The organism is Roseovarius sp. THAF9 (genome assembly GCF_009363715.1).
Taxonomy (GTDB): domain Bacteria; phylum Pseudomonadota; class Alphaproteobacteria; order Rhodobacterales; family Rhodobacteraceae; genus Roseovarius.
The window spans coordinates 2,497,178-2,520,976 of sequence record NZ_CP045404.1 but is presented as its reverse complement, the minus strand read 5'-3'; the positions used below and the strand labels follow the sequence as shown (position 1 = coordinate 2,520,976).

The window sequence follows — 23,799 nt, the reverse complement described above, 5'->3', positions numbered from 1 at the left end:
TCGCGGCCTCAGGCGGCGTGGGTGCGTCCCGCGTCGGAGGCGCGGCCCTCGTCGGTGACGCGCATCGAGTCTGTGACCCATTGAGGCAGCACCAGCGGCGCCAGCGGGTTCGGCGCGCCGCGCAGCACGTTCTCGCGCAGCCGGGCGACCATGTCGGCGCGTTTCGACTGGCTGCCTGACATGATGTGCAAGAGCGCCTCGACCTGCATCGCATCGAGCTGTGGCTGCGGTGGCGCGGGATGCAGGGTGAAGGGCGCGGGATCGAGCCCGATATCGCGCAGGAAACTGCGCAGGTAGGTCTCTGGCCCGAGCTTGATCCGCTCGAACTGGCGCGACTTCACCTGAAGGTTCGGGTGCAGCCCCGCGAGCTCTTGTTCCAGCGCAAAAAAGTTGATCGAGTTGAAGTTCACGCTGCGGCAGAACTGTTCCAGCGTCATGGCGACTTGGTTCTGACGGATCGCGTCGGAATAGAGGCTGAGCAGGTAGCTTTCGGCGTTGCGGGTGTAGAGCAGCAGGCGCGTGTCCGCGAGCGGCAGGCCAGCCTGGGCGTGTTGCAGGTTGGTCGCGGCCTGCGGATAGAAGCCGGGGTGCGCCTCGTTCCACTTCAGGCTTTGGGTCATCGAGGGACCAAGGCGGTGCTCGTCGGAAATGAGAACCGTTTCGGCGCCGGCCTCGTTGGCGGTCCGAGTGATGGCGGTGTTTGTGGCTTCGAAATGGCCGATCTCGTTCGGGGTCGAACCGGGCCTGTGCCGGCGGCGGATCATGCGCACCTGGCGGCGCAGAAGGTTGGGGGTTTCGGCGTTCACGTAGAACACGCCCTGGGCGCGCAATTGATCGAGATTGGCCGAAAGGTTCTGCTGCAACAGCATGGACGCCGTCCTGTGGACGCCCAAGTGGATAACGTATTTCATGGACCTGCCCGGTGCCTGTTTTGTGTTTTTATGCCCGTAGTGTAGCGCATGTGGTGGAATCGCGCAATATTCCGCCGATGCAATCCAGTGCCGATTATTCTGCGAATAATCGACGGGTCTGCAGCGTGGGCCAAGGGCATAGATTATTCTGCGAATAATCTGGCGCGTCGGACAGCCGTAGCGCCCCCGCTGCGCGGCTGTGTTTCTGTCGGCGGGATTTGGATCGGGAAGTGGTGGGCGACCTAGGAATCGAACCTAGCGTGCGTCTCCGCGAGGGAGTTACAGTCCCCTGCCACACCTTGCGGCCTGTCGCCCACTGAGGCGCGTGTTTAGAAGCGGGCCGGTGCCCCGTCAACCGGAAAATCGCTTGCGATTGTGACTGTGCGGGGCCATTGTCCGCCGCCTGTGAAGGAGGCCCCCGGATGGCAACGAAGAAACCCAAGTGGGTCGTGGAAAAGGAACAGGCCAAGAAGGCGTCGGCGGCGGAAACCGTGTGGTTGTTTGGGCTGCACGCGGTGCGCGATGCGCTGGAAAACCCGCGCCGCGAGAAGCTGCGGCTGGTGCTGACGAAGAACGCCGCCGACAAGCTGGCCGATGCCATTGCGGCCTCGGGCATGCAGCCGGAGATGGCCGACCCGCGCAAGTTCAGCGCGCCGCTGGATCCGCAATCGGTGCACCAGGGTGCGGCGCTGGAAGTGAAGCCGCTGGACTGGGGGGCGCTGGAAGAGGTGTGTCTTGGCGACGGGGTTCGGCCGCCGCGGGTGATGCTGCTGGACCGGGTGACGGACCCGCATAACGTCGGCGCGATCCTGCGCTCGGCCGAGGTATTCGGCGCGTCGGCGGTGATCGCGCCGCGGCACCATTCGGCGCCGGAGACCGGGGCGCTGGCCAAGACCGCGAGCGGCGCGTTGGAGCGCCAGCCCTATTTGCGGGTGCGCAACCTCGCCGATGCGATGAGCGCGTTGCAAGGCATGGGATACCTGGTGCTGGGTCTTGACGGCGAGGCCAGTGAGACCGTCAAGGAGGCGCTGGTCGGGATGCAGGACCGTCCCGTGGCGCTGGTGCTGGGGGCCGAGGGGCCGGGGCTGCGCCAGAAGACGCGAGAGACCTGCGACAAATTGGTGCGGATCGCCTATGCGGGGGCGTTCGGATCGCTCAATGTCTCAAATGCCGCGGCGGTGGCCCTATATGCATCCAGAGGATAACCGACTGGGGTAACCGACGGAGGCGGAATGGGCCGGAAGATCGCGACATGTTGTTACTGCGGAACGCGGGCGGTGCTGGTGCTGGACGAGGGGCGGCATGAGTTGGCCTGTGGCGCCTGCGGTGCACCGCTGCACGACATGAAGATGATGCCGGTGTCGCGCGACAATGCCCAAGAGCGCAAGGGGGCGCCACGCGGCGCGCAACCCGGCAAGAAAGTGGATAGGCGTCGGGATGGCCGTCCCGTGGCGCTGCGACCGGACTGGAAGGGCGATGCGGGACCGGACCGCCCGAAACGGCGCGGGAAGCGGAAGCGCAAGCCGATCTTCGGCCGTGTGCTGGATGAGGTCTGGGACGTTCTGGAAGATATCATCGACTGAGAACGGCGAATTTTTACCGAATGTTCACACCTAATTTACAACCTCTTTATATCTGGAATTCAGTACCTATCTGGAAGTTACGAAGCGCCGAACTGGAACTCCGGTGCTTCTTTTCACTGTCCCTCGTTCCGCGACTGGCGCCCGGGTTTGCCCGGGCGCTTTTTTCTTTTGAAGCGACGGTCTAGTGTGGGACCATGAACGAGCCATACAAAGATTCTGACCTTCGGGACATTTTGAAGCGGACCAAGCGCATCGCGGTGGTGGGCGTGTCGATGAAAGAGGTACGTCCGAGTTTCTATGTCGCGCGCTACCTGAAGTTGAAAGGGTTCGACGTGGTGCCGGTCAACCCCGGCCACGCGGGCCAGACGGCGTTCGGGGCGACCGTTCTGGGGTCGCTGGGTGAGATCGAGGGCGGCGTGGACATGGTGGACATCTTTCGCCGGTCCGAGCATGTGCCGCCCATCGTGGATGAGGCTCTGGAGCGGTTTCCTGATCTTCAGACGATCTGGATGCAGATCGGCGTGTGGCACGAGGAAGCCGCCGAGAAGGCGCGGGCGCGTGGCGTGGACGTGGTGATGAACCGTTGTCCCAAGATCGAATATCAGCGCCTGTTCGGTGAGTTGCGCATGGGCGGCTTCAATACCGGCGTGATTTCATCGAAGCTGTAGGCACCTGCGTCGGGCCTGCCGGTCAGCCCGCGATGACGTCTGCCGCGATGCGCATCTCGCGCAAAGGGCGGACCCGGCGGATGGCTTCCTCGTAGACGGGATGCGCCTTGTAGGCGGCTAGATCCGCTTCGTTTTCGAACTCGACATACACGACGAAATCGACCTCGGCCCCGGTCAGGGTGTCGGCATGGAGATTCTCGCCGACCTCGAAATGGGTCGAGTAGGGGATGGTGCCCAGCGTTTCGAGACCGGCGCGGATTTCGCCGAGGTCCTTGGGATCGCGGGCGGTGAAAAAGACGATATGGCGGATCATTCGGAGCGGGAAGCCTTTTCTGCAAGACCGGAGCGCGACTGGCGCGTGGACAGTTCGGCCATGACATCGGCGACTGACACGCCGCGGCTGTGCAGCATGACGAGCAGGTGAAAGAGCACATCGGCGGCCTCGGAGGTGAGGCCTTGTGTATCGCCCTTGACGGCTTCGATCAGCGCCTCGATGGCCTCTTCGCCGAACTTCTCGGCCACTTTTTCGGGGCCCTTGGCCAGCAGCTTGGCGGTCCAGCTGTCCTCGGGCGCGGCGCTGGCGCGGGTGGCGACGATTTTTTCCAGCTCTTCGAGGGTCATGCGCCGATCCTCATCGGGATGCCGGCCGCGGCCATGTGGGCCTTGGCCTCGGCGATGGTGTGATCGCCGAAATGGAAGATGGAGGCGGCCAGAACGGCGGAGGCGCCGCCCTCGGTCACGCCGTCGACGAGGTGATCGAGAGTGCCGACGCCGCCCGAGGCGATGACGGGGATCGACACCGCATCCGCGATGGCGCGGGTGAGGGGCAGGTTGAAGCCCGAGCGGGTGCCGTCGCGGTCCATCGAGGTCAGCAGGATTTCCCCCGCGCCCTTGTCCTCGACCAGCTTGGCAAACTCGACCGCGTCGATGCCGGTGGGTTTGCGCCCGCCATGGGTGAAGATTTCCCACTTGCCGGGGCTCACCGTCTTGGCGTCGATGGCCACGACGATGCACTGGCTGCCGAACTGGTCGGCGGCAAGTCGCACCACGTCGGGGTCGGCCACGGCGGCGGAGTTGAACGAGACCTTGTCGGCGCCAGCCAGCAAGAGCGCGCGCACATCCGCCACGGTACGGACGCCACCACCCACGGTGAGCGGGATGTAGCACTGCTCGGCGGTGCGTGTGACCACATCGAGCATAACGCCGCGGTTTTCGTGGGTGGCATGGATGTCGAGAAAACACAGCTCGTCGGCACCTGCGGCGTCATAGGCGCGGGCCGCATCCACCGGGTCGCCCGCGTCACGCAGGTTGACGAAGTTCACGCCCTTGACCACGCGGCCATCGGCCACGTCGAGGCAGGGAATGATGCGGATCTTGAGCATGGGCCGTCCTTTCGCGCCTGCCTTCTAGCGCGGGCGGCGGGCGGTGCCAATGGGGCTTTGGGCGCCTACGCGGTCGGGCTGTCATTTTTGAACCCCGCCGGGGAGATGGGCGACGGATAGGTGTCGGCGCGGCTCTGCGCCTCAATCCAATCCTTCCGAAAGGACCAAGCCATGATGTCTTTCAAATCCACCCTTGCCATGCTGTCGCTGGCCATGACAGCCGCCGTCGCTGCTCCAGCCGCGCCGGCGCAGGCCGAGACCATCACCTGCCCGCACAGCCAGATCCGGCGCGAGGTGACCACCGCCCTTCCCGGAGGCTGGTGGAACACGCCGATCGTCAACTCGCTGACCGAGGCGCGGGTCACCAATATCGGCGGACGTGCCGCGTTGCAGTGCATCTATGGCCCGGCGGGATCGATCCAGCGCTATGCCCCGGACGGTGCGACCTGCCGGGTGAGCGGGCGGCAATTCGAGTGCAACAGCGGCTCGGCTTCGGGCTCCGGCGCGCGGACCTTCTCGACCGGGCCGCTGGATATCCCGCAAACCTGGACCGCGGACCTTGACCGTGGGGCGGTGGGGCGCGGCAGTGGCGTGGACATCTGGTTTCAGGCCGAGACGGCGGAACTGCTGTACCTGGCGCCGCGCAATGGTGCGAAGCTTGGCGTGGGCAACCGGCGCAACCGGGGCTTTGACGGCTGCCGGGGCGCGCGGTTCAGCGCGAACCGGGTGTCGCTGCGGGATATCCCCGTGGGGTCCTACATCTGCGCCAAAACCAATGAGGGACGGATCAGCCAGTTTCGCGTGAACGCGGTGTCGGGCGGTTCGCCCAAGACGCTGAAGCTGGGCTACACGACCTGGCAGTAAGCCTGTCTTTCAAAGAGAGCCTGCACCCGGCGGTTTGCCGGGTGTTTGCGTGCGTGAGCGTGGGCTTACGGCAAGATCGGGCCGATCACGCGAATGTCTATTTCCACGTGGCGCGGTCGGCTTAGCTTATAGGGTGACGGACCCCTTGCAGGAGACATTCGAGATGAAACGATTTCTAACATTTGCCGCGTTGACCTTTCTGGCCAGCCCCGCCTTGGCCGACGACGACCTGATGAAGGTGCAGGCCAGCGATGACGTGGCCAGCACGATGGACGCGCTGGAAGCGGCGGTGGACGGTGCGGGGGCCACGGTCTTTGCCCGAGTGGATCACGCCCAAGGCGCCCAAGATGCGGGTATGGAGCTGGCCCCGTCGCAGGTTCTGATCTTCGGCAATCCGAAGCTGGGCACGCCTGCGATGCAGGACGATCCGCTGGCGGGGCTGTACCTGCCGATGAAGGTTCTTGTCTACGAGGATGCGAACGGGCAGGTCTGGCTGGCCTACGAGGACCCCGAAGAGATGTTCGATGAACTCGACGGGATCGACGACGACGCGGAGTATATCCAGAAGATGACCGGTGCGCTCGGCAAGTTGACCCAAAAGGCGGCCGGGGGCTGATCCGCCGTCCCGCTCTCTCGCGCGCGCCTCGTGTCAGGCGGAGAGGATGTGCAGGGCTTCTTTCAGGTCTAGCGCCCCGTCGTAGAGCGCGCGGCCCGAGATTGCGCCATTGAGGGGGGCGCCGCAATCCCTTAGCGCGACGAGGTCGTCGAGAGAGGACACGCCGCCCGAGGCGATGACAGGAATCGAGACGGCGTTGGCAAGCGCCGCCGTCGCCTCGATGTTCGGGCCCTGCATGGCACCGTCGCGGTTGATGTCGGTATAGATGATCGCAGCGACGCCTGCGTCCTCGAAGGACCGGGCGAGGTCGGTGACCATGACATCGGTTTCCTCGGCCCAGCCCTTGGTCGCCACGCGGCCGTTGCGGGCGTCGATGCCCACGGCCACCTGGCCGGGAAACGCCTGTGCCGCCTCGCGTACCAGTGTGGGGTTTTCGACCGCCACGGTGCCCAGGATGACGCGGGCAAGCCCCTTGCTAAGCCAGCGTTCTATCGTCGCCATGTCGCGGATACCGCCGCCAAGCTGGGCGGGGACCTGCGTGCGTTCCAGTATCGCCTCGACCGGGGCGGCGTTCACCGGCTCGCCTGCGAAGGCGCCGTTGAGGTCGACGAGATGCAGCCATTCGCAGCCCGCATTGACGAACTCCATCGCCTGTGCAGCGGGGTCGTCGTTGAACACGGTGGCCTTCTCCATTTCGCCCTTGAAGAGTCGTACGGCCTGGCCGTCCTTGAGGTCGATGGCGGGGTAGAGGATCATGGGTGGTCATCCGGGCAAAGGGCTTTGCCGCGATGTGCCATGACGGAACGGCATTTGCAACGCGACGTGGCGTCAGGCTTGATCGCGGTCGGGTCGGGGTCGCAGAGTACGCGCCATCACTGCGGGAGGAGAAACGCATGAGAACGATGACACTGGCCGTCGTGGCCACCCTGATGAGTGCCGGCGCGGCCTTTGCCGCGGATCCGCTGGAAGGTTACTGGCGCACGGCCAAGGACGACAACGGCCATTCCGGGCTGATTCACGTCAAGCCCTGCGGCGCGCAACTGTGCGGCACGCTGGTGAAAGCGTACAACGGCCAGGGCCAGGAAATCCAAAGCGAAAACGTGGGTCGAAACATCATTTCGCAGACCGTTCCCAAGGGCAATGGCAGCTACACCGGCAAGGTCTACAGCCCGGACCGTGGCAAGACCTATAATTCCCGGCTTCAGATGAACGGCAACGCTTTGAAAGTGTCGGGCTGTGTCTTGGGCATTTGCCGCGACGGCGGAACGTGGACGAAGGTAAAATAAGCCTTTTTCCGCTGATACTGAAACGTGATTGAACGATTTGGCCGGGTCCTACGTCTTACCTGTAATATGTTGAAAACAGGTAAGAGGGAGGCCCGGCCGATGCGTTTGGCGACATCCTGTGCACTAGTTCTGGGACTGACCGGGGCGGCGATGGCCGATCCGGTGACGGGAACCTGGCAGACGGAGCCCGACAAGAAGGGCATCATTGCCCATGTGAACGTCTATGACTGCGGCGACGCCGTTTGTGGCGAGATCACTCGCACTTTCAATTCGCAAGGGCAAGAGATCAAGGCCGCGAGTCTGGGTCATAAGGTGATCCGCAATGCCGCGCCCACCGGCAACGGCAAGTATGAGGGCCGCGCCTGGATCCCGGCACATAAGCGCGAATACCCTGCCGGCATGACCCTTCAGGGCGACCGTATGACGGTGCGGGGCTGCATGGGACCGATCTGCATGTCGCAGAACTGGACCCGGATTCAATAAGGGTTAGGGTGCCCAGGTCAGGAAATTCCGGATGATGCGCAAGCCGGTGGCCTGGCTTTTCTCCGGGTGGAACTGGGTGCCGACGAGATTGTCGCGGCCTACCACAGCCGTCACCGGCCCGCCATAATCCACATGGGCGATGCGCTGGCCGAGATCCACAACCTCGAAATGGTAGGAATGCACGAAATAGGCGTGGTCGCCGGTGCTGACGCCGTCCAGCACGGGATGGGGAAAGTCGATCACAAGGTCGTTCCAGCCCATATGCGGCACTTTCATCAACGGGTCCGCGGGCGCGATCGGACCGACCGTGCCGGCAATCCAGTCAAAGCCGTCTGTCTCGGTATATTCTAGCCCGCGCGTGGCCAGCATCTGCATTCCGATACATATGCCCATAAAGGGGCGGCCTTTGGTTACGACGGCCTCCTGCATCGCCTCGAACAGGCCGCGATGGTCGTAAAGTTCTTTCCGGCACGCCGGGAAGGCGCCGTCGCCGGGTAACACGATGCGGGTGGCCGTGCGTACGGCCTCCGGGTCCGAGGTCACGACGACCTTGTCCGCACCCACCTCGGCCGCCATGCGCTGAAACGCCTTTTCGGCCGAGTGCAGGTTGCCGGACTCGTAGTCGACGATAACAGTTGTCATGGGATCAGAGCGTGCCCTTGGTCGAGGGGATGGCATCGGCCTTGCGCGGGTCGATTTCCAACGCGTCGCGCAGGGCGCGGGCGACGGACTTGAACGCGGCTTCGGCAATGTGGTGGCTGTTGATCCCGTGCAGCGCGTCCACGTGCAGCGTCAACCCGCCATGGGTGCTGAAGGCCTGAAAGAACTCGCGGACCAACTCGGTGTCGAATGTCTTGATCTGGGCGGTGGGCATGTCGACGTTCCACACAAGGTAGGGCCGGCCGGAAATGTCCAGCGCGGCGCGCACCAGTGCGTCATCCATCGGCAGCAGGCAGGCACCGTAGCGGCAGATGCCTTTCTTGTCGCCCACGGCTTGCGTCAGGGCTTGGCCGAGCGCGATTCCCACATCCTCGACCGTGTGGTGGTCGTCGATATGCAGGTCGCCCATGCAGCGGATTTCCATGTCGATCAGCGCGTGGCGGGCCAACTGGTCCAGCATGTGGTCAAAGAAGCCCACGCCGGTCTGATTGTCATAAGTTCCGGTGCCGTCGAGGTCAATCTTGACGGAAATGTCGGTTTCCGCGGTCTTGCGGGTGATGCTGGCGCTGCGCATGGGTGCGTCCCTGAGTGTTTGCCGCGCCGTTATAGGCGGGGTTGGCCAGCGCGCCAAGGGGGCGAAAGAGGGCGGGGGAAACGTGGTGCCAATCGGCACTTGGACCGGTGTTCTACCGGTCCAGTCGATCAACTTGGAGAGAAATTGGAGCGGGCGATGAGATTCGAACTCACGACCCTTACCTTGGCAAGGTAATGCTCTACCCCTGAGCTACGCCCGCGTCCTTGGGTGAGGCGGAGATATAAAGTCTGGCGCGGCCCTGCAAGGGAAAATCGCAAGCTAAGGAGATTTTTTTCCCATCGGGGCCGACGCAAGCCAAATCCTTTGTGAGAGGATTTGGCAAAGGCTTTGATAAAGCTTTTGCGGCGGGATCACGATGCTCGGAGTCAGGTCGAGTAGCGCAGGATCAACTCGACATAGACCAGCGTCGAGGCCAGCAGCAGAAAGGCAAGGAACAGGGCGCGGCGCCGCTTGGTGGGCGGCGTGGGGACATCGTGGTCCTGATCGTGCAGTCCGGTCACGTCACATCTCCTTCAAGAGAGGGCGCCAAAGGCAGCAAAGTGCAACCGAAAGTAGTGCGTTTGAAACACTGCGGCAAGAAAAACTGCCTCGGGCACGCTTTTGGGCGGAAACACGCGCCCCGGACGAGCGCAAGGCCCGCCCGGGAACCCGACCCGGGGAGATGCGGGTCAGATATTGCCGGCGGACAACTCGCCGGCGATATGGTCGGCCTGGCGGATGGCCAGGGCGACGATGGTCAGGGTGGGGTTTTCCGCCGCCCCGGTGGTGAATTGCGAGCCGTCGGAGATGAACAGGTTCGCAATGTCGTGGGTCTGGCCCCACTTGTTGCAGACGCCGTCCTCGGGATTTTCCGACATCCGGTTGGTCCCAAGATTGTGAGTGCTGGGGTAGGGCGGCGTCGGAAAGGTGCGCGTGGCGCCTACCGCGTCATAGATCGCCGCCCCGCGCTCGTAGGCGTGGTTGCGCATGGCGATGTCGTTCGGGTGATCATCGAAATGCACGTTCGCCACGGGCAGGCCGAACTGGTCCTTAACGTCTTCGTTCAGCGTGACGCGGTTGGTCGACTGGGGCATGTCTTCGCCCACGATCCACATGCCGGCCATGTTCTCATACTCGTCTAGTGCCGTGGTGAACTCACGCCCCCAAGCGCCGGGGTCGAGGAAAGCGGCGATGAAGGGCAGGCCGAGCGACAAGGTTTCCAGCTCGTAGCCGCCAACGAAGCCGCGGCTCGGGTCGTGTTTCGACTCGTCCTGAATGATGCCCGCCATGGTCGTGCCGCGCCACATCTTCACCGGCTTGTCGAATACGGCGTAAACCGAACCCGTCATGTGGCGCATGTAGTTTCGCCCCACCTGATCGGAGCTGTTGGCAAGACCGTTCGGGAACATGTTGGAGGCCGAATTGAGCAGCATCCGGGGCGATTCGAACGAGTTACCCGCGACGCAGACAACCCGCGCCTTCTGCATCTGCAGTTCGCCGTTCTCGTCGAAATACTCGACGCCGGTGACCTTGCCCGCCTCGTTGTGCAGGATGCGGGCCACGTGGGCCTTTTCGCGCACTTCGAGGTTGCCGGTGGCCTCGCCCTGGGGGATGTCGGTGTAGGCCGAGGACCACTTGGCGCCCCACTTGCACCCTTGAAAGCAGAAGCCGGTCTGCTGGCACATCGGGCGATCCTGATCGTCGCTGCTGTTGATCGCCATGCGGCCGGTGTGGACTTCCTTGTAGCCCAGCTTTTTCGCGCCGGCCTCGAACACCTTGTAGTTGTTGTTGCCGGGCAAGCCGGGATTGCCGTTGGTGCGCGTGACGTTCAGCTTCTTCTCGGCCTTGTCGTAATAGGCGTCCATCTCGCGCGGATCGATGGGCCAGTCGAGCAGCGAAGCGCCCTCGACCTCGCCGTAGTTCGTGAGCGCCTTCCACTCGTGATCTTGAAAGCGCAGGGACGCGCCGGCCCAGTGGGTGGTCGTGCCGCCCACGGCCTTGACGATCCACGCCGGCAGCCCCGAGAAATCCTTGGCCACGCGCCAGTCGCCCGACGTGGTGCGCGGGTCGAGCCAGGCCAGTTGGCCGAAGCTTTCCCACTCGTCGTTGACGTAGTCCTCTGGCAGATAGCGGCCGCCTGCTTCGAGAGCGACGACACTGACGCCTTTCTGCGCGAGTTCGTTGGCCAGGACCCCGCCGCCCGCGCCGGTGCCGATGACGACGACGACGCTGTCGTCGGTAAGTTCAAATGGTGCAGTCATTGATTGAATCCTCCCTCAGCCGATCCAGACGATGTCATCGAAGCCGCGGTTGATGTAACCGCCCTTGGAGAAGCTTTCGCCCTCGTAGCCGAAGACCGGCCAGACCGCTTTCTGGTTATAAAGCCCGGTCACCAGACCGCCGCGGATGCGTTGGAAGAACGGGTCGTCCTCCATCGAACGCAGCACGTCGACGCGGTCGCGTTCCCAGCCGATATCGGCGTATTCGAGACCATGCATGTTGCGGGCCGCGTCATTCACCGCGTCGATTCCGGCGGTGACGGCGTCGACCTCCTCGGGCTTGTCGTAGCCTTTCACGGCGGCCACGTAGTATTCGTCGGCGATGCGGTCATGTGGGTAGATATCGCGCGCCATCTGCACGAGCGTCGCAAACGTATCGGGCTTCAGCGCGTCCATTTCGGTGGCCCAGGCGCCGCCCGCGCCCGCCACGTAGCCGGACCCGAGCACGAACGCGCCGAAGGCGGTCGTGCCTTTCAGCAGGTCGCGCCGGGTCAGCCGGCGGAGTTGTCTTGTCTGGGTACTCAACATCTTGTCCTCCCTAGATGCGGCGTGAGTTTTGGTGATTGGTGTTTGACCCGGCCCCGGGACACGCCATGCCCGAAGCCGGTTGTCGCGGGCGTTACTTGAAGCGCCCGGCGCGTTGCAGTACCTCGATCTCGTAGCCGTCGGGGTCTGCAACGAAGAAGAACTTGCCGACAAGTTCGCCGTCGGGGGCGAATTCCACGATCTTGCGCGGCTCCAGCCCGGCTTGGGTAAAGCGGGCGTGCTCGGCTTCCAGATCGTCAACGGACACGGCGAAATGGCCATAGCCATCGCCAAGGTCGTAGGGCTCCTCCCGCCCCTTGTTGACCGTCAGTTCAAGCTCGAATTCGGACTCGGAATTGCTGAGATAGACCAGCGTGAATTTCTCGAAATCCAGGCGGTCCGCGATCTCCAGCCCGAAGGCTGTCTTGTAGAAATCAACCGACCGCGCCTCGTCGAGGACGCGGATCATGCTGTGAATGGCTTTTGCCATGGGCTTCTCCGACTTTGTGAATGGTCGAAGAAGCGTACCAAGCGCCCGGTGGATGGGGGTAGTAAACCGTTACTACAGGCGTTTTAGCTTACTCTGCGGCGATGCGGGTTTCAGGCTGGGTCGCCTGATTGTCCTGCCAGACAAGGCAGGTGCAGCGCAAAAGCGAGGTGAAATTCTTGGGCTCGCCATGCAGTTCCAGCACTTCGCCATGCAGTTTCGACACGAAGGCCGGGGTAGAAATGTCCTCGTTCGCGGCGATGTCGTCGAGAATGCGCCAAAAGGATTTTTCCAGCCGGATGCTGGTGCTTTGCCCGTTGAGGCGCATACGACGGGTTTCGAGTTCGTATCGTTCCGGGTCCTGCCCGGCAAACATGCGGCACATGTCACGTTCTCCCTTATGTCATCATGCCAATTCAGGAATTCCATGATTGCCGATTACTCTGGTCACGGGAAGGGGCACTTTGGTCCCGCACGCAAAGCAGGCGCATTGGGATGGCATGACCGGCGCGCTAGTGATCGTAGCGGACACCTGCGCCGGGCGGCAAGGTGAAGTCCTCGGTGTGAACGACGATTCCCTCCGGTGTAAGCAGCAGAAGGCCATAGGCGCCGGGTTCGTCAATCGAAAGGCTGGGATCCTGAAAGCCGAGCGCCATGGGCATCTGGTGGCAGGGGCTTTTGAAGATCGCGGTGGGGATGCGGTTGCCCGCTCCGGTGGCGAAACCGCCTTGAATCGTGCGGTGGATATGACCGGCGACGATCTGATGGACATTGTCGTGGCCTTCCAGTCGCGCGGCCAATTGGCGGCGTGATTTCAGCCCGATCCAGTCCATCCCGCCGAACCCGGTCAGGATGGGCGGGTGGTGCATGAAGAGGATGACCCGGCGGCGTCCGGCCCCGGCGATGGCGGCCTCCATCCAGTCGAGCCGCGCGTCGCACAGTAGCCCGCTATGGGTGTCGTCTGCGTCTTCGTTGAGGGTGTCCAGCAGGATGAGGCGGGCGTCGTGGAGGTCGATCACGTCCTGCACGAAGCCATCGGGCGTTTGCGGCGTGTCGGGAAAGACCGAACGAAAGGGGCCGCGTCGGTCATGGTTGCCCAGCATCAGCGAGACGGGGATGCGGGCCTTGGACAGTTCGGCGTGAAGACGTTCGTATTCGGGCGCGCTGCCGTGATGCGTGAGGTCGCCGGTGATGAGAATGCAATCGGCGTCGGGGTGATTTTGCTGCGCGTGGGCAAGCCCTTGAGCAAATCGCTCGGCGGGGTCGAGGCCGATGATCGTCTCGCCCTCGGGAACAAAGTGGATATCGGTGAAGACGAGTATTTTCTGCATGACGGCCCCGGTTCGGATCGGCGCAGCTTTATCGGATTCGCGGAATTAGGAAAGGCGGATGATAGGCGGGGCGCGTCGGTATGCGCGCCCCGCTGTGGATCTATTATTCCAGTTCGACCAGCAGGTCCTTGGCGTCGATCTGGGCGCCGGGCTGAACGTGGACGGCCTTCACGGTCGCGTCGCGCTCGGCGTGCAGGCCGGTTTCCATCTTCATCGCCTCGATGGTCAAGAGCAGGTCGCCCGTCTTGACCTGCTGGCCCGCGCTGACCGCGACGGTGGCCACGGCGCCGGGCATGGGCGCACCGATATGGTCGGCATTGCCGGCCTCGGCCTTGGGCCGGGCCTGCACGGTTTCCTTGACGCGGCGGTCGGGGACACGAATGGTCCGGGGCTGGCCGTTCAGTTCGAAGAACACCCGCGCCTCGCCGTCCTCATGGGTTTCGCCGACCGCCACCAGGCGGATCTCAAGCGTCTTGCCGGGGTCGATCTCGGCCGAGATTTCCTCGGCCGGTTCCATACCGTAGAAAAAGGTCTTGGTAGGCAGGGTGCGCACGGGGCCGTAGACTTGGTGGCGCTCCATGTAGGCATCAAAGACCTTGGGATACATCATCGCGCCCATCAGGTCCTCGTTGTCGATCTCCTCGTCCTCGAACTTGTCCTGCATTTCCTTGTGCCGCGCCTCGAGGTCCTCGGGCTCCAGCAAGGTGCCGGGGCGGACGGTGATGGGCTTCTCGTCTTTCAGCACCTTGCGCACGATGTCGTCGGGAAAGCCGCCGGGGGCCTGGCCCACATAGCCTTTCATCAGGGTGACGACGCTTTCGGGGAAGCTGACTTCGGTTTTGGGGTCGAGCACGTCCTCGCAGGTGAGACCCTGGCTGACCATCATCAGGGCCAGATCGCCGACGGTCTTGGCGATGGGGGTTACCTTGATCACGTCGCCGAACATCTGATTCACGTCGGCATAGGTGCGGGCAATCTCGGGCCACTTGGCCTCGAGCCCCAGAGAGCGGGCCTGAGCGCGCAGGTTGGTGAACTGGCCGCCGGGCATCTCGTGCAGGTAGACCTCGGAGGTGGGCGACTGCATGGCGCTTTCGAAGGCGGCGTAATGCTCGCGGACGTTTTCCCAGTAGATCGAGATCTTTCGGATCGCGTCGATATCGAGCCCGGTGTCGCGGTCGGTGTGGCGCAGCGCCTCGACGACCGAGCCCATCGTCGCCTGTGACGTGTTGCCCGAAAGCGCATCCATGGCGCAGTCGACGGCATCGACGCCCGCATCTGCGGCGGCAAGGATCGTGGCGGAGGCCACGCCGGCGGTGTCGTGGGTGTGGAAGTGGATGGGCAGGCCGATTTCTTCCTTCAGGGCCTTGAAGAGCACCGTGGCGGAGGCCGGTTTAAGAAGGCCGCCCATGTCCTTGATGCACAGGATGTGGGTGCCGGCCTCTTTCAGTTCCTTGGCCATCTTGAGGTAGTAGTTCAGGTCGTACTTGGCGCGGTTCGGGTCGAGGATGTCGCCGGTGTAACAGATTGCGGCTTCCAGTACCTTGTCGGCATCACGCACGGCGTCCATCGAGACGCGCATGTTCTCGGTCCAGTTCAGCGGATCGAAGACACGGAAGATGTCGACGCCGCTTTCGGCGGCCTGTTTCACGAAAGCCTGCACAACGTTGTCGGGATAGTTGGTGTAGCCGACCCCGTTGGAGCCGCGCAGCAGCATCTGCGTCAGCAGGTTGGGCATGCGTTTGCGTAGGTCGCGCAGGCGCTGCCACGGACATTCGTCGAGGAAGCGGTAGGCCACGTCGAAAGTCGCGCCGCCCCAGCACTCGACCGAGAAAAGTTGTGGCAGGTCATGGGCATAGTTCTCGGCGATCTGGATCATGTCGATCGACCGCATGCGCGTCGCCAGCAGGGACTGGTGGCTGTCGCGCATGGTGGTGTCGGTCATCAGCACCTGTTTCTGTGCCGCCATCCAGTCGGCCACCGCCTGAGGCCCGTCGCGGTCAAGAATCTGCTTGGCGCCATCCTGGATCGTATCGTTCTTGGGCTGCGGCGCGCGGGGCAGGGCCAGATCCTTGCGCGGTTTCACGCGGCCCTGCACCTCGGGATGGCCGTTGACGGTGATGTCGGCGATGTAAGTCAGCACCTTGGTGCCCCGGTCGCGGCGGGCAGCGAAATCGAACAGCTCCGGCGTCGTGTCGATGAACTTGGTGGTGTATTCGTTGCTGAGGAAAATGGGGTGTTTCAGCAGGTTTTCGACGAAGGCGATGTTGGTGCTGACACCCCGGATGCGGAACTCGCGCAGGGCGCGGTCCATCCGGGCGATGGCGCCTTCGGGCGTTTGCGCGTTGGCGGTGATCTTGACCAGTAGCGAGTCGTAATACCGCGTGATGACGCCGCCGGAATAGGCCGTGCCGCCGTCGAGACGGATGCCCATGCCGGTCGCTTCACGGAAGGCGGTGATCCGGCCATAGTCGGGGATGAAGTTGTTCTGCGGATCCTCGGTGGTGATCCGCGTCTGGATCGCGTGACCGTTGAGGGTGATCTGGTCCTGCGATTTCTTGCGGGTGGCTTCTTCGAGCGTCTTGCCCTCGGCGATCTTGATCTGGGCCTGCACGATGTCGATGCCGGTGACTTCCTCGGTCACGGTGTGTTCGACCTGCACGCGGGGGTTCACCTCGATGAAGTAGAAATTGCCGGTGTCCATATCCATCAGGAACTCGACCGTTCCGGCGCACTCGTAATTCACGTGCTTGCAGATCTTGTAGCCGAGCTCGCAGATTTCTTCGCGCTGTTCGTCTGTGAGGTACGGCGCAGGGGCCCGTTCGACGACCTTCTGGTTGCGGCGCTGGACCGAGCAGTCGCGCTCATAGAGGTGGTACATGTTGCCGTGCTTGTCGCCGAGGATCTGGACCTCGACGTGCCGGGCGCGGATGATCATTTTCTCAAGGTAGCCCTCGCCGTTGCCGAAGGCGGCTTCGGCCTCGCGCCGGCCTTCACGGACCTTTTCCTCAAGCTCTTTCTCAGACTCGATGGGGCGCATGCCGCGCCCGCCGCCGCCCCAGGAGGCCTTGAGCATCATCGGGTAGCCAATCTCGGACGCCTCCTTGCGGATCTTGTCCATGTCCTCGCCCAGCACCTCGGTGGCGGGGATGACGGGCACGCCAGCCTCAATGGCGACGCGGCGCGCGCTGGCCTTGTCGCCAAGGGCGCGCATGGTTTCGGCCTTGGGGCCGATGAAGGTGATGCCATTGGCCTCGCAGGCGTCCACGAGGGCGGGATTCTCGGACAGCAGGCCATAGCCCGGATGGATCGCATCGGCGCCGGATTTCTTGGCAACGCGGATGATCTCGTCGATGCTGAGATACGCTTGCACGGGACCCAAGCCCTCGCCGATACGGTATGCCTCGTCGGCCTTGAACCGGTGCAGGCCCAGCTTGTCTTCCTCGGCATAGACAGCGACGGTGCGTTTGCCCATCTCGTTGGCGGCGCGCATGATGCGGATGGCGATCTCGCCCCGGTTGGCGATCAGAATTTTCTTGAACTCGGCCATGGCTTGTCCCTCCGTCATGTCGTTCGCTGCGGTTGCTCAGCATTATTTGCGCCGCAGTGCAGCGTCGCGCCTGTTTCTAGGTTTTGCAAGAGGATAGCGCAATCCGCCAAAGTGGGTACATCTACCGGCGGGCGATTTTTTTGGCCAGGCGGGTAGGATTGCTACCCGTTCGGAAACTGTGCGACGGGACGCTGTTTGGGGCGTTATTGACGGGACATTCCCTCAGATCGATTAACGTTCGGTAAACGCAGGGGACGAAACTCTTCAGTCCATGTCCGGCAACAGGCGGGTTGGGGCATCTTGAGGGTTGACAAGGCCCAGTTGGCCCATGTTGGCCTCCAGGTCCGACTTGAGGATGTGCACCAGATGGTCCGGGCCGTCGCACCCTAGAGCCGCGAGGGCGTAGTGCCAGGCCCGTCCCATCATCACAAAGTTCGCGCCCAGCGCCAGAGCGCGCAGGATATCCAGACCGCCCTCGACACCGCCGTCGAGGATGATCGGCAGGTCGGTGGCCGCGCGGATGCGGGGCAGGGCCTCGATCGTGGCCGGAGCGGCGTCGAACTGTCGGCCGGCGTGGTTGGAGATCCAGATGGCGTCAACGCCTTCGGATTGCAGGCGTGGCACATCGCGGTGGTCCTGTACCCCCTTGACGATCAGGGAGCCGTTCCAATGCTCACGCAGCCATGTCAGATAGGACCAGTCGGGCGAGGTGCGCAGCAGGTAGCCGGCGTGCTTGTTCGACGGCAAGCCCTTGGTTTTGGGCGCGTAATCGTCGATGAAGCGCATCCGCGGCATGCCGCGCCCGGCCATAGCCATGGCCCAGGCGGGGCAGGTGGCGATCTGTGCGAGGATGCGCGGTGTGATCCGGGGCGGCTGGGTCAGACCGGAGCGGACCTGCCGCTCGCGGCGCGAGCCAACGGGCACGTCGACAGTCAGGACCAGAGTGGAAAATCCAGCCTTTTTAATGCGTTGCAGCATGTCGCTGCGAATGTCCGGATCGCGGGGAGGATAAAGCTGGAACCACGCGTTTTCTCCGATCGAAGAGCTTAGATCCTCGGGCTTCTGACTGGCCACGGTGGAAAGCGTGTAGGGGATGTTCGCACGGGCGGCGGTACGGGCAAGGAGCTGTTCCGCGCCGGGCCAGATCATGCCGGACATGCCGACCGGCGCGATGCCGAAAGGCAGGTTAAACATTTGACTCAGAAAGGAAGTTTTGAGGTCAGGCGTAATCTCGCCGTGCAGTATGGACGGCATCAGACGGACCGCGTCCAACTGTGTTTTGTTGCGTCGCGTCGTGGCCTCGGCGCCGGTGCCGCTGTCGAGATATTCCCAGACAAAATGCGGCAGTCGGCGCCGAGCGCGGGCACGCAGGTCGGAGATGGCTGGGAAGCGGGCATCGAGCGACATGGCAAAGCGATAGCAAGCCGCGATGCGACCGGGAAGGGAAATCCGCGCACAGGTTGGTTAACGGTGCGGCTCGACCCGTAAAATCCACGTCGGTATCGCGTCGGTATTTGGGTGGTAAGGCGACGGTGGCGTTTGGATGTTTTGCCGACGTTAACGGCCGTGCGTTGCCCCAGGTTGCCGATCCCCCGAAAGAGAGGTCCGCGTATGGACCAGGCGGTGGTCGGCCCGGTGCCAACACGAACAACGCCGCCGGTCCACGGTGGGCCGACGGCGTTTTGAAGCTGTTCCGGTGTCGAGGTCGCGTTACGAGTTGCGCGCTTCTTCGACGGCTTCCATGCAGGCTTTTTCGTCGCCGGCTTCGAGCGCGGCTTTCGCAGTCTCAATAGCGTCTTTGGCTTCTTGAGACATCTCTTCGGATCCGTCGGCCGAACTCTCGGCGCTGCCCTCATTCTGCTGCGCTGCGGCATCCTGGCCGGAGGTCGCGACTTGCGACGTGTCGGCTTCGAGCGGTTCGGTGTCGCCGTCCTGAACGATCTCGCCGTCGCCTTCGGTGTCCTCGGAATCGCTGGACGACGCCTCGGACGTGTCGGTGGCGCCCGCGTCCTCATCCGGATCTTCGAGCGGGGCGAGGCTGCCGTCTTGGATGATGCCGCCGTTTCCTTCGGCATTGGCATCACCGGTCAGTTTCGCCAGTTCGTCCTGGCAGTCCGCGAAGGCGGGGCCGGACAGGCCGGCGATGGCGCAGAGTGCGACGACGCTTGTCAATTTGCGTTTCATGGGAGTCCTCCTCTCCGAGTCAAAGATGCCGGAGAAACCCGAATGTGCGGTGATCGTTCCACGGTTGCGACGGAAGTATCGGGTCCGCGCGGACGGAGCCGTGCGAAAATTTGTACGAATTTTCGTTTGGAATTTTCTTCGTACGAAGAAAACTGGGGCATTAACCTTTGTTGAGAAATGCTGTTGCCAGGACGCCGAGGGGTGACGGAAAACCTACGCGCATGTGGCTATCTCGGCTGTTTGTGTTAACCTTTTGTTAACGATTGTGCGTGGTGAGGTTTCCAAGATGGGTGAGGTCGAGTTGGCAGCGTTGCTGTGCGCGTTCCTGGCGGGAAGCGCCGAGGAGCAGCGGCATTATTTCGATGTGGCGGGGATCAAGCGATACGTGCGCGTCGATTGCGAGACCGAGGATCATGTGATCGAGCTGGGCCTCGACGGCAAACCCAGCGCGAGGGATTCCGTGCACCAAGCGCTGTTCGCGCAGCATTTGACGGGCAAGCAGCCGGTGGTGGTTCTGATCGACCGAGACGGGTATGAAGGCCGGTTCGAGCACGAGATGCGCCATGTGAGCAAGGCGGCGGGCGTGCTGTACCTGCGGTGTTCGGAAGGGGCGATCCAGCGTTGGGCGGCGACGGCGGGACTGCGGCAGGGCGTGGCGGGGGCGGATGACCTGCCGGGGCCGGGGGCCGTTGCGGGCAGGTGCGATTTGCAGGCGTTGCGGCGGGAGAGAGGCGCAGGGTCGTGAGACGCGGATCGTTTGGCTTTCGATCCACCAAAGGTGGGCTTTCACCCACCCTACGCGGCGGAAATAAGTGTTAACGGGTTGGAACACAGTGTGAACATTGGCTTTCCCTCGGGGAGCGGCTTCGCTATTGTTTCGCCATGAGCAGTTTTGACGAATCCGATGCCTTCGAGAGCCTGTCGCTCTCGCAAAGGGCGATGGCGCGGCCTAGAACGGCCTATCTAGACGATCTAAATCCCGCGCAGCTGCAAGCGGTGGAGGCGCTGGAAGGGCCTGTCCTGATGCTGGCGGGCGCGGGCACAGGCAAGACCAAGGCGCTCATGGCGCGAATAGCTCATCTGTTAACGCTCGGAAGAGCGGAGCCACATCAGATTCTGGCTGTGACTTTCACGAATAAAGCAGCTCGTGAAATGAGCCAGCGCCTCGCTCGAACTCCATTTGAGATTAAAGCGCCGGTTAGGTGGATGGGCACTTTCCACTCACTGTCAGCCAAGCTGCTGCGCCGTCACGCGGAGCTGGTGGAGCTGAAGTCGAACTTCACCATTCTGGACACCGATGACCAGTTGCGGCTGTTGAAGCAGTTGGTCGCGGCGGCGAATATCGACGACAAGCGTTGGCCTGCGCGGATGCTGGCGGGGATCATCGACCAGTGGAAGAACCGCGCGTGGACGCCCGATCAGGTGCCTGCTGCCGAGGCGAGCGCCTATGACGGTAAGGGCGTGGCGCTCTATCAGCAGTACCAGACCCGGCTGCGCGAGCTGAACGCGGTAGATTTTGGCGACCTGCTGCTGCACATGGTCACGATTTTCCAGACCCATGACGACGTGCTGGAGCAGTACCGGCGCTGGTTTCGCTATATTCTGGTGGACGAGTACCAGGATACCAACGTGGCGCAGTACCTTTGGCTGCGGCTGTTGGCGGGCGGGCACAAGAACATTTGTTGCGTGGGCGATGACGACCAGTCGATCTATGGCTGGCGGGGCGCCGAGGTGGGCAACATCCTGCGGTTCGAGACGGATTTTCCGGGGGCCACTGTTGTCCGGCTGGAGCAGAATTACCGCTCGACGCCGCATATCCTGGCTGCTGCGGGCGGCGTGATTTCCGGCAACAAGGACCGGCTGGGCAAGGAGTTGTGGACGCAAGCCGAGGAGGGCGAGAAGGTGCGCCTGATCGGTCATTGGGACGGCGACGAGGAAGCACGCTGGGTCGGGGAAGAGATCGAGGCGATGCAGCGGGGCACGCGGGGCATGGCACCGATGAGCCTTGATCACATGGCGATCCTCGTGCGGGCGTCGCATCAAATGCGGGCCTTCGAGGATCGGTTTTTGACGATCGGGATGCCGTATCGGGTCATTGGCGGGCCTCGTTTCTACGAGCGGATGGAGATCCGCGATGCGATGGCCTATTTCCGGCTGGTGGTCAGCCCCGCCGATGATCTGGCCTTCGAGCGGGTGGTGAACACGCCGAAGCGCGGCTTGGGTGACAAGGCGCAGCAGAAGATCCAGGTGACGGCGCGGGCGAACGGCGTGTCGCTGGTGGAAGGCGCGGCGATCCTCTTGGAAGAAAAGGGGCTGACCGGGAAAGGAGCCTCGGAACTGGGCAAGCTGCTGGATGGCCTGCGGCGCTGGGGGCGGCTGGTGGGGGACAAGGACGTGTCACATGTCGAGCTGGCCGAGATGGTGCTCGATGAGTCCGGCTACACCGAGATGTGGCAGATGGACAAGACGCCAGAGGCGCCGGGGCGGCTGGAGAACCTCAAGGAACTGGTGAAAGCCCTGGAAGGCTTCGAAAACCTGCAGGGGTTCCTGGAGCATGTCAGCCTGATCATGGACAACGAGAGCGAGGATGCGGGTGAGAAGGTCAGCATCATGACCTTGCACGCCGCCAAGGGTCTGGAGTTTCCGGCGGTGTTTTTGCCGGGCTGGGAGGATGGCCTCTTCCCCAGCCAGCGCAGCATGGACGAAAGCGGGCTGAAGGGCCTGGAGGAGGAGCGGCGGCTGGCCTATGTGGGGATCACGCGGGCCGAGGAGGTGTGCACGATTTCCTTTGCCGGGAACCGGCGGGTTTACGGGCAATGGCAGAGCCAGATGCCCAGCCGGTTCATCGACGAGCTGCCGGAAGACCATGTCGAGGTGCTGACGCCGCCGGGGTTGTATGGTGGGGGCTATGGGGCTGCGGGCGGTGGACTGGGGTCGATCGAAGCCCGTGTCGCGGAGGCCAATGTCTATAACTCGCCCGGCTGGAAGCGAATGCAGGCGCGCAGCCAGCAGCGGCCCATGAGCCAGCCGCAGGAGGCGCGGGACATGGTGATCGATGCGCAGGCGGTGAGCGCACACGAGATGGGCGAGCGGGTGTTTCACCAGAAATTCGGTTATGGCGCGATCATCGGGATCGAGGGCGACAAGCTGGAGATCGATTTCGAGAAGGCCGGGGTCAAGAAGGTGGTGGCGCGGTTCGTGACCGGCACGGATGATATTCCGTTCTGACGGGGTCGGATTGTAGGGGTTCGGATGACTTAAAGGAGCGCGTTTCACGCGCGCAGGACGTCTCGACACCGCCAAATGCGGTGTCTCGGGGCCGTTGAGGATGTGACGCCTCTTGCTAGGCGTGGCTTGCGTGGCAGGCCGGGGCCTCCGGCGGGGATATTTGCGGCCAGAGGAAGCAGAGCGCGCCGGGATGTGTGCGGGGCGTCAGACGCGGTCGAGCCGGTCGCGCAGAGTGAGGATCTCGTTGCGCAGGCGGGTGAGGTCATCCATGTCCATGCCGGTTTCGCGGGCGATGCATTCGGGGATATGAGTGGCGTTGGCCTGAAGCGCGCGGCCTGCTTCGGTGAGATGCACGCGGACCTGGCGTTCGTCGGCCGTATCGCGTTCGCGGCGCAGAAGGCCGCGGGTTTCCAGGCGCTTGATCAGGGGGGTGAGCGTGTTGGATTCAAGCTGCAACTCGCGGCCCAGGGCGCCTACGGTGCGGGCATCCTCGGACCAGAGCGCGCTGAGCAGAAGGTATTGCGGGTAGGTCAGGCCGAGCGGAGCAAGGAGCGGCTTGTAGCTCTGTTGCATCCGGTGCGCGGCGGAATAGAGCGCGAAGCACAGCATGTCGGGTGGGGGAAGGGTGCTCATTGAGCAAAGATATGTCGTGCGCGATTTGATCGCAAGCGTTGACAGTCGATTTGGCAGGCATATGTGTCGTGTACGATTTAATCTTGAGCGATGAAAAGGAGCCTTCATGTCGACCGATATCAAGTACTGGACCGAAGCCCATGCCACCGGCGGTGGCCGCGAAGGGGTGGCGCGTCTGAAAGACGGCATGCTGACCTTCACAATGGACACGCCCGAGGCGCTGGGCGGGGCCGGCAAGGGGCACAACCCCGAAGAGCTGTTCGCGACGGGTTATGCCGCCTGTTACCTGGGCGCGATGCGCTTTGCCGCGCAGAGCGAAAAGCTGGGCGAGGTGCCGCATGACGCGTCGGTCGATGCCAAGGTGGGGATCGGGCCGCGTGATGACGGCGGATTTGGTCTGAAGGTGGAACTGACGGTAAAGATGCCGGGTGTCGATGAGGACACCGCCAAGAAGATCATGGAGCGCGGGCATTTCATTTGCCCGTATTCCAACGCGACGCAGGGCAATATCGAGGTGAAAACCGAACTGGCCTGACGGCCGGCGATACTGTCCGCGTA

27 protein-coding genes and 2 tRNA genes are annotated in these 23,799 nt (G+C 63.2%); 10 read left to right on the top strand and 19 right to left on the bottom strand.

Features of this window, described 5'->3' with window-relative positions:
• Nucleotides 1-8: 8 nt before the first annotated feature.
• A complete protein-coding gene (locus FIU86_RS12545) occupies nt 9-911 on the bottom strand; it encodes a hypothetical protein (protein ID WP_152475390.1) in 903 nt (300 codons plus the stop codon).
• A 231-nt stretch (nt 912-1,142) separates the two neighbouring features.
• Nucleotides 1,143-1,226: transfer RNA gene (locus FIU86_RS12540), tRNA-Tyr, on the bottom strand.
• Nucleotides 1,227-1,333: 107 nt separating this feature from the next.
• On the opposite strand from FIU86_RS12540, the gene rlmB reads away from it, so the two are divergent.
• The 3 genes from rlmB (at nt 1,334) to FIU86_RS12525 (ending at nt 3,162) form a co-directional block, all read left to right on the top strand.
• Complete coding sequence (gene rlmB, locus FIU86_RS12535) at nt 1,334-2,116, top strand: 23S rRNA (guanosine(2251)-2'-O)-methyltransferase RlmB (protein ID WP_152475389.1); 783 nt, start codon at nt 1,334-1,336, stop codon at nt 2,114-2,116.
• A gap of 27 nt (nt 2,117-2,143) precedes the next feature.
• Entirely contained in the window at nt 2,144-2,494 is a 351-nt protein-coding gene (locus FIU86_RS12530; protein WP_152475388.1) for a hypothetical protein, read from the top strand.
• Between the two features lie 194 nt (nt 2,495-2,688).
• Nucleotides 2,689-3,162 carry a CoA-binding protein gene (locus FIU86_RS12525; protein WP_152475387.1) on the top strand — a complete coding sequence of 158 codons (474 nt, stop codon included), beginning with the start codon at nt 2,689-2,691 and terminating at the stop codon, nt 3,160-3,162.
• 22 nt (nt 3,163-3,184) lie between these two features.
• Here FIU86_RS12525 and FIU86_RS12520 read toward each other — a convergent pair whose 3' ends face one another.
• From FIU86_RS12520 to hisF, 3 genes are read right to left on the bottom strand one after another with little or no spacing between them, the layout of a single operon-like run.
• Nucleotides 3,185-3,475, bottom strand: coding sequence for a Dabb family protein (locus FIU86_RS12520; protein WP_152475386.1), 291 nt, complete (start codon nt 3,473-3,475; stop codon nt 3,185-3,187).
• Nucleotides 3,472-3,783, bottom strand: a complete 312-nt coding sequence (locus tag FIU86_RS12515) for a phosphoribosyl-ATP diphosphatase (RefSeq protein ID WP_152475385.1) — start codon at nt 3,781-3,783, stop codon at nt 3,472-3,474. Before FIU86_RS12515 ends, FIU86_RS12520 begins: the two co-directional genes overlap by 4 nt.
• A complete protein-coding gene (gene hisF / locus FIU86_RS12510) occupies nt 3,780-4,544 on the bottom strand; it encodes an imidazole glycerol phosphate synthase subunit HisF (RefSeq protein ID WP_152475384.1) in 765 nt (254 codons plus the stop codon). The genes FIU86_RS12515 and hisF overlap by 4 nt, the downstream gene beginning before the upstream one ends.
• A gap of 171 nt (nt 4,545-4,715) precedes the next feature.
• On the opposite strand from hisF, the gene FIU86_RS12505 reads away from it, so the two are divergent.
• Together FIU86_RS12505 and FIU86_RS12500 are read left to right on the top strand one after the other, a co-directional pair.
• Nucleotides 4,716-5,408: a hypothetical protein gene (locus FIU86_RS12505; RefSeq protein ID WP_152475383.1), complete on the top strand. Its 693-nt coding sequence runs from the start codon at nt 4,716-4,718 to the stop codon at nt 5,406-5,408.
• A 163-nt stretch (nt 5,409-5,571) separates the two neighbouring features.
• A complete protein-coding gene (locus FIU86_RS12500) occupies nt 5,572-6,024 on the top strand; it encodes a DUF302 domain-containing protein (RefSeq protein ID WP_152475382.1) in 453 nt (150 codons plus the stop codon).
• Nucleotides 6,025-6,057: 33 nt separating this feature from the next.
• Here FIU86_RS12500 and hisA read toward each other — a convergent pair whose 3' ends face one another.
• The gene (hisA, locus tag FIU86_RS12495; protein WP_152475381.1) at nt 6,058-6,780 is read right to left on the bottom strand and encodes a 1-(5-phosphoribosyl)-5-[(5-phosphoribosylamino)methylideneamino]imidazole-4-carboxamide isomerase; all 723 of its coding nucleotides are present in this window, start codon (nt 6,778-6,780) and stop codon (nt 6,058-6,060) included.
• A 137-nt stretch (nt 6,781-6,917) separates the two neighbouring features.
• On the opposite strand from hisA, the gene FIU86_RS12490 reads away from it, so the two are divergent.
• Nucleotides 6,918-7,310 (top strand): DUF2147 domain-containing protein, encoded by a 393-nt coding sequence (locus FIU86_RS12490; protein WP_152475380.1) that lies wholly within the window; start codon nt 6,918-6,920, stop codon nt 7,308-7,310.
• Between the two features lie 99 nt (nt 7,311-7,409).
• Entirely contained in the window at nt 7,410-7,793 is a 384-nt protein-coding gene (locus FIU86_RS12485) for a DUF2147 domain-containing protein (protein ID WP_152475379.1), read from the top strand.
• A 3-nt stretch (nt 7,794-7,796) separates the two neighbouring features.
• Here FIU86_RS12485 and hisH read toward each other — a convergent pair whose 3' ends face one another.
• From hisH to FIU86_RS12430, 12 genes are all read right to left on the bottom strand, one after another.
• Entirely contained in the window at nt 7,797-8,435 is a 639-nt protein-coding gene (gene hisH, locus FIU86_RS12480; protein WP_152475378.1) for an imidazole glycerol phosphate synthase subunit HisH, read from the bottom strand.
• Between the two features lie 4 nt (nt 8,436-8,439).
• Entirely contained in the window at nt 8,440-9,027 is a 588-nt protein-coding gene (hisB, locus tag FIU86_RS12475) for an imidazoleglycerol-phosphate dehydratase HisB (protein ID WP_152475377.1), read from the bottom strand.
• Between the two features lie 145 nt (nt 9,028-9,172).
• Nucleotides 9,173-9,247 (bottom strand) — tRNA-Gly (locus FIU86_RS12470).
• Between the two features lie 166 nt (nt 9,248-9,413).
• Entirely contained in the window at nt 9,414-9,548 is a 135-nt protein-coding gene (locus FIU86_RS23030) for a hypothetical protein (RefSeq protein ID WP_302848743.1), read from the bottom strand.
• Between the two features lie 168 nt (nt 9,549-9,716).
• Nucleotides 9,717-11,288: a GMC family oxidoreductase gene (locus FIU86_RS12465; protein WP_152475376.1), complete on the bottom strand. Its 1,572-nt coding sequence runs from the start codon at nt 11,286-11,288 to the stop codon at nt 9,717-9,719.
• Between the two features lie 15 nt (nt 11,289-11,303).
• Nucleotides 11,304-11,834: a Twin-arginine translocation pathway signal gene (locus tag FIU86_RS12460; protein ID WP_152475375.1), complete on the bottom strand. Its 531-nt coding sequence runs from the start codon at nt 11,832-11,834 to the stop codon at nt 11,304-11,306.
• 91 nt (nt 11,835-11,925) lie between these two features.
• Nucleotides 11,926-12,321 carry a VOC family protein gene (locus FIU86_RS12455; RefSeq protein WP_152475374.1) on the bottom strand — a complete coding sequence of 132 codons (396 nt, stop codon included), beginning with the start codon at nt 12,319-12,321 and terminating at the stop codon, nt 11,926-11,928.
• Between the two features lie 88 nt (nt 12,322-12,409).
• Nucleotides 12,410-12,703: a ribbon-helix-helix domain-containing protein gene (locus FIU86_RS12450; protein WP_103762446.1), complete on the bottom strand. Its 294-nt coding sequence runs from the start codon at nt 12,701-12,703 to the stop codon at nt 12,410-12,412.
• 127 nt (nt 12,704-12,830) lie between these two features.
• On the bottom strand, nt 12,831-13,649 hold the full coding sequence (locus FIU86_RS12445; RefSeq protein ID WP_152475373.1) for a phosphodiesterase: 819 nt from the start codon (nt 13,647-13,649) through the stop codon (nt 12,831-12,833).
• 103 nt (nt 13,650-13,752) lie between these two features.
• Nucleotides 13,753-17,196, bottom strand: coding sequence for a pyruvate carboxylase (gene pyc / locus FIU86_RS12440; protein WP_152477142.1), 3,444 nt, complete (start codon nt 17,194-17,196; stop codon nt 13,753-13,755).
• A 264-nt stretch (nt 17,197-17,460) separates the two neighbouring features.
• Nucleotides 17,461-18,603: an alpha-hydroxy acid oxidase gene (locus tag FIU86_RS12435; RefSeq protein ID WP_152475372.1), complete on the bottom strand. Its 1,143-nt coding sequence runs from the start codon at nt 18,601-18,603 to the stop codon at nt 17,461-17,463.
• Nucleotides 18,604-18,906: 303 nt separating this feature from the next.
• Complete coding sequence (locus tag FIU86_RS12430; RefSeq protein ID WP_152475371.1) at nt 18,907-19,380, bottom strand: hypothetical protein; 474 nt, start codon at nt 19,378-19,380, stop codon at nt 18,907-18,909.
• Nucleotides 19,381-19,666: 286 nt separating this feature from the next.
• Here FIU86_RS12430 and FIU86_RS12425 point away from each other — a divergent pair, with 286 nt between their 5' ends.
• Complete coding sequence (locus FIU86_RS12425; RefSeq protein ID WP_152475370.1) at nt 19,667-20,125, top strand: hypothetical protein; 459 nt, start codon at nt 19,667-19,669, stop codon at nt 20,123-20,125.
• Between the two features lie 137 nt (nt 20,126-20,262).
• On the top strand, nt 20,263-22,608 hold the full coding sequence (locus FIU86_RS12420; protein ID WP_152475369.1) for an ATP-dependent helicase: 2,346 nt from the start codon (nt 20,263-20,265) through the stop codon (nt 22,606-22,608).
• A 204-nt stretch (nt 22,609-22,812) separates the two neighbouring features.
• On the opposite strand, the gene FIU86_RS12415 is transcribed toward FIU86_RS12420, so the two are convergent.
• A complete protein-coding gene (locus tag FIU86_RS12415) occupies nt 22,813-23,241 on the bottom strand; it encodes a MarR family winged helix-turn-helix transcriptional regulator (RefSeq protein WP_254703826.1) in 429 nt (142 codons plus the stop codon).
• A gap of 106 nt (nt 23,242-23,347) precedes the next feature.
• On the opposite strand from FIU86_RS12415, the gene FIU86_RS12410 reads away from it, so the two are divergent.
• Nucleotides 23,348-23,776 carry an organic hydroperoxide resistance protein gene (locus tag FIU86_RS12410; RefSeq protein ID WP_152475368.1) on the top strand — a complete coding sequence of 143 codons (429 nt, stop codon included), beginning with the start codon at nt 23,348-23,350 and terminating at the stop codon, nt 23,774-23,776.
• Nucleotides 23,777-23,799: the final 23 nt, after the last annotated feature.